The organism is Aeromicrobium sp. PFPM2_SD2, assembly GCF_057364525.1.
On the sequence record NZ_JBNFNZ010000163.1, the window covers coordinates 1 to 4,946 of the forward strand.

The following is a 4,946-nucleotide window of genomic DNA, read 5'->3' on the forward strand; positions in this document are numbered from 1 at the left end:
GGCCGCGGCCGGACGGGCGGTGCGGTCTGGGCGGCCGCGGAGCTCGAGGTCGTGGCTCGCTACCTGCAGGAGGTCGTGCGCACCTACCGCTTCGCCGACGAGAGCCTCGCGGCGATCCAGGGCCTCGGGGAGGACGCACTCGGGTTCGCGCTGGGCGGGCCCGCCCTGGTGCTGGCGGTGGGAGCGGCCGGCGCGAACGCGGTGGTCGAGCACACGCCGGGCCTCGACGAGCTGCTCGAGACGGTCGGCGTGGACCGGCCGGACCTGGCCGACTTCCAGGAGACGCTCTACGACCACCCGTGGATGCAGGAGGCGCTGACCCGCCTGGCGCCGGGCATGGTCCAGGGCGCGGGGTTCAGCGTGGCGTCCGTGCTGGGTCCCGCCGGCGTCATCGCCCTCTCCGCCGCCTCCGGTGGCGCCTGGCCGACCACCGACTACCCGTCCGCGGTCCAGGGCCTGGCCACGATCGCCGGCCTCGGCGGCCTGCTGCGCGACACCGGCCGCTTCGGGCTCGACGAGGTCGAGGGCTCCACCCGCCCCATCTCGCTGGACGCCGACCACGCCGTCCAGCAGATCTTCGTCGAGCAGGGACTGTTGAGCGGACAGGCGGCGCAGGTGCAAGTCATCCGGGTGGACCGGGGGGACGAGGGACCAGCCTACGTCGTGCAGATCCCCGGCACGCAGGACTGGTCGCCGCAGCGCACCGACAACCCGGTCGACTTCACCACCAACGTGCAGCTCATGGCGATGGGGGGACGCACCGTCATGGAGGCGCAGGTGGCGGAGGCGATGAGCCGGGCCGGCATCGGCCCGGACGACCCGGTCATGCTCACCGGCCACAGCCAGGGCGGCATCACCGCCGCGGCGATGGCCTCGGACCCGGCCCTGCGCGACCGCTTCCACGTGACGAGCGTGGTCACCGGTGGGTCACCGATCGGCCACTACGACATCCCCGACGACGTCTCGGTGCTCTCCCTGGAGCATGCGCAGGACGTCGTGCCCCGGCTCGACGGGACCGACAACCCCGACCGGTCGAACTGGGTGACCGTGTCTCGGGAGCTGGACGATCGTGAGGGCACGGTAGGCGGTCGTCGCGACATCGCCGCGGCCCACTCGACCCGAAACTACGCCGGCACCGGGTCCGAGGTGGACAGATCGCACGACGCGTCGATCGAGGCGTGGCGCGAGAACAACCGCGCCTTCCTCAACGGCGACGCGTCAGCGACTCGTTACGAGGTGACCCCACGATGAGCTCGGCACGTCGTCCGCTCGTCCTCACGGTCCTTGCCCTGCTGCTCGCGGCGACCGGTGGATGCTCGCGGGCACATGAGGAAGAACCGGACTACGAGCCAGTCCCGGACCGAGAGCTGTTCTCCCGGATCGGTCGGCTGCCCGGCGTGCTCAGCACGGAGATCCAGCATCGCGACACGTTCAACGACCCCAACGACTACGTCGGCACCGTGACGGCGGCTCCGAAGGTCGACCCGGTCCGTCTGCTCGACCAGGTGATCGCCGTGCTGCGTCAAGGACGCTGGCAGGCGTCGATGTCGCTGCAGGTCCGTCAGCCGGACCGGACGACCACGATCGTCGACCTCGGTCTGAGGTCGGCGGGGGAGCCGGACCTCACCGAGCGATACGGCCCTCAGCCCGGGGACGGCTCCCCGCCCGAGCAGGGTCAACCTTGACGGTCCGGGCGCTGGCCTTCGTGATCCCCCTCGTCGTCGCGCTGGCGGGGGCGTGCTCCGGTGGGTCGGAGAAGGCGGCCGGGCCGGACTACGAGCCGGTGCCGGACCGGGAGCTGTACACACAGGTGGCCCGTCTCCCGGGAGTGACGGACGTCGACGTGGAGTTCCACGACACCTTCACCACCGGTCGCGCCTACATCGGGACCGTCACGGTCGGACCCGAGGCAGACCCGGTCGCAGTACTGGACCACGCGATGGCCGTGCTCCGCCAAGGACGCTGGCGGGCGTCGATCACCCTGGAGGTCCGACAGGGAACGCGGTCCACCACGTCGGAGGAGCTCGGAATGGCGTCCGGTACCGAGCCCGACCTCACCGAGCGCTACGGCCCCCAGCCCGGGGACGGACGGCCGCCGAAGCAGTAGGACGGCGGGACTACGCTGGGACGGTCATGACCGAGCAGCCCACCGTCTACCTCGACCACGCGGCGACCACGCCCATGGTCCCCGAGGCGATCGCCGTCATGACCGAGCAGCTGGCCCGCACCGGCAACGCGTCCTCGCTGCACGCAGCCGGCCGCGCGGCGCGGCGCACCGTCGAGGAGTCGCGCGAGCTGCTGGCCTCGCACCTGGGTGCGCGGCCGAGCGAGGTCGTCTTCTGCTCCGGTGGCACCGAGGCCAACAACCTGGCCATCAAGGGCCTGTTCTGGGCTCGGCGGGCGACCGACCCGGCACGTACGCGGGTGCTGTTCAGCGCGATCGAGCACCACGCCCTGCTCGACCCGGTCACCTGGCTGGCCAAGCACGAGGGCGCCGCAGTCGAGACGACGCCGGTCGACAAGATCGGCCGCATCCGGCTGGACGCGCTGCGCGAGGCGGTCGAGTCCGACCCGGCGAGCGTCGCGGCCATCACGACGATGTGGGCGAACAACGAGATGGGCACGGTCCAGCCCGTCCGCGAGGTCGTGGAGCTGGCCGCCACCCACGGCATCCCGGTGCACAGCGACGCCGTGCAGGCGGCCGGCTACCTGCCGCTCGACTTCGGGGCCAGCGGCCTGGACGCCATGACCGTCACGGCGCACAAGCTCGGGGGTCCGGTCGGCGTGGGCGCCCTGGTCATCCGGCGCGAGGTCGAGCCCGTCCCGCTGCTGCACGGTGGCGGGCAGGAGCGCGACCTGCGCTCGGGCACGATCGGCGTCGCGCTCATCGCCGCGTTCGCCAAGGCGGTCGAGGTCACCCTGGCCCGTCAGGCCGAGACGACCGCACGCATCGAGGCGCTGCGCGCCCGCCTGGTCGACGGGCTCGCGCACGTGGTGCCGGACGCGATCGTCAACGGCGACCCCGAGCCGGGCGCCGGCCACCGGCTGCCCAACATCGCCCACGTGACGTTCCCCGGCTGCGAGGGCGACGCGATGCTCATGCTGCTGGACGCCCAGGGCGTCGAGTGCTCGACCGGCTCGGCGTGCGCCGCCGGCGTCCCGCAGCCCCAGCCACGTCCTGCTCGCGATGGGGTACGACGAGCGGGCGCGCGCGGGTCGCTGCGGTTCAGCCTCGGCCACACGTCCACCGAGGCGGACGTCGACCGGTTGCTCGCGGTGCTCCCGGCGGTCCACGAGCGGGCGCTGGCCGCCGGCATGGTGAGGCAGCGATGAGGGTCGTCGCCGCGATGTCCGGGGGCGTCGACAGCGCCGTGGCCGCGGCCCGTGCCCTCGACGCCGGGCACGAGGTCACCGGCGTGCACCTGGCCCTGAGTCGCAACCCGCGCTCGTACCGTTCCGGTGCGCGCGGCTGCTGCTCGATCGAGGACAGCAACGACGCCCGTCGCGCGGCCGACACCCTCGGCATCCCGTTCTTCGTGTGGGACATGAGCGAGGAGTTCGCCGACGAGGTCGTGGACGACTTCGTCGCCGAGTACGCCGCCGGCCGCACGCCGAACCCGTGCCTGCGCTGCAACGAGAAGATCAAGTTCGCCGCCGTGCTGGACCGCGCCCTGGCGCTGGGCTTCGACGCCGTCGCGACGGGCCACTACGCCCAGCTGCGCACGGCCGACGACGGCACGATCGAGATGCACCGGGCCACCGACCACGGCAAGGACCAGTCCTACGTCCTGGGCGTCCTGACCCAGGAGCAGCTGGCGCACTCGCTGTTCCCGCTCGGCGGGTCGGTCAAGACCGACGTGCGCGCCGAGGCGGCCGAGCGCGGCCTGCAGGTGGCCACCAAGCCCGACAGCCACGACATCTGCTTCGTCGCCGACGGCGACAACGCCGGGTGGCTGGCCGAGAAGCTCGGTCCGCGGCCCGGTTCGGTCGTCGACGAGTCCGGCACGGTGCTGCGCGAGCACGACGGCGCCTACGCCTTCACCATCGGCCAGCGCCGCGGCCTGCGCCTGGGCGTGCCGGCCGACGACGGCAAGCCGCGCTTCGTCCTGGACATCGAGCCGGTCTCGGGCACCGTCACCGTCGGGCCGCGCGAGCGGCTGCAGGTGGACGCGCTCGAGGGCATCCGCCCGCTGTGGTGCGGCACCGCCCCGGCCGGGACGCTGGAGTGCACCGTGCAGCTGCGGGCGCACGGCGACGAGCACCGTGCGAGCCTGACCGTCGAGGGTGACCGCGTCCACGTCGCCCTGCACGACCCCGCGTCCGGCATCGCGCCCGGGCAGGCGGTCGTGGTCTACGACGGCACCCGCGTCGTCGGCTCGGCCACCATCGCGCGCACGCACCGCCGCGAGCCGGTGGGCTAGCGTCCACGTCGCGCGTCCAGCGGTGGGGTGGCGTCCACGACGCGGCCGCCGGTGGACGCAGGCTCACCGCCACCCCAGCACGAACCGCAGCACGACCCAGGAGGACGCATGGCGCTGGCCACCGGCATCGGCTCGATGCCCGGCGACGACGTGGTGGACACGGTCCACACGGTGCTCGGCGAGGTGGGCGCCCTGCCGCACGTGCCGGAGCTGCCCGGTCGCGGCGCTCCCGCCGGCATGGTCGGACGCTCGCTCGCGCTGCTCGTGGGCGTCGGCGCCGACCTGCAGCCCCAGGGCTGGCGACTCACCGACCACGACGGCGTCGACCTGCGCCGCGCCCGATCGCTGCTGGCCCGCGACCTGGACGCGGTCGAGGAGCTCGCCGGCGACCACCGCGGACCGTTCAAGACCCAGGTCACCGGACCGCTCACCCTGGCCGCGACCGTCGAGCGTCCCAGGGGCGACAAGCTGCTCGCCGACCACGGGGCGCGCCGCGAGCTCGCCGAGTCGATGGCCGAGGGGCGT

General features: G+C 73.4%; 6 protein-coding genes. All 6 read left to right on the forward strand.

What is annotated here, in order from left to right; all coding sequences use genetic code 11:
• The coding region (locus AC2W7G_RS09005; RefSeq protein ID WP_485868135.1) for an alpha/beta hydrolase family protein at positions 1-1,251 on the forward strand (1,251 nt) is incomplete at its 5' end.
• On the forward strand, positions 1,248-1,685 hold the full coding sequence (locus AC2W7G_RS09010) for a hypothetical protein (RefSeq protein WP_485868136.1): 438 nt from the start codon (positions 1,248-1,250) through the stop codon (positions 1,683-1,685). The genes AC2W7G_RS09005 and AC2W7G_RS09010, both read left to right, overlap by 4 nt.
• A gap of 20 nt (positions 1,686-1,705) precedes the next feature.
• The gene (locus AC2W7G_RS09015) at positions 1,706-2,107 is read left to right on the forward strand and encodes a hypothetical protein (RefSeq protein WP_485868137.1); all 402 of its coding nucleotides are present in this window, start codon (positions 1,706-1,708) and stop codon (positions 2,105-2,107) included.
• Positions 2,108-2,133: 26 nt separating this feature from the next.
• Entirely contained in the window at positions 2,134-3,333 is a 1,200-nt protein-coding gene (locus AC2W7G_RS09020; RefSeq protein WP_485868138.1) for a cysteine desulfurase family protein, read from the forward strand.
• Positions 3,330-4,421, forward strand: coding sequence for a tRNA 2-thiouridine(34) synthase MnmA (gene mnmA, locus AC2W7G_RS09025; protein WP_485868139.1), 1,092 nt, complete (start codon positions 3,330-3,332; stop codon positions 4,419-4,421). The genes AC2W7G_RS09020 and mnmA overlap by 4 nt, the downstream gene beginning before the upstream one ends.
• A gap of 108 nt (positions 4,422-4,529) precedes the next feature.
• On the forward strand, positions 4,530-4,946 hold a 417-nt coding region (locus AC2W7G_RS09030; protein ID WP_485868140.1), incomplete at its 3' end, for a uroporphyrinogen decarboxylase/cobalamine-independent methonine synthase family protein.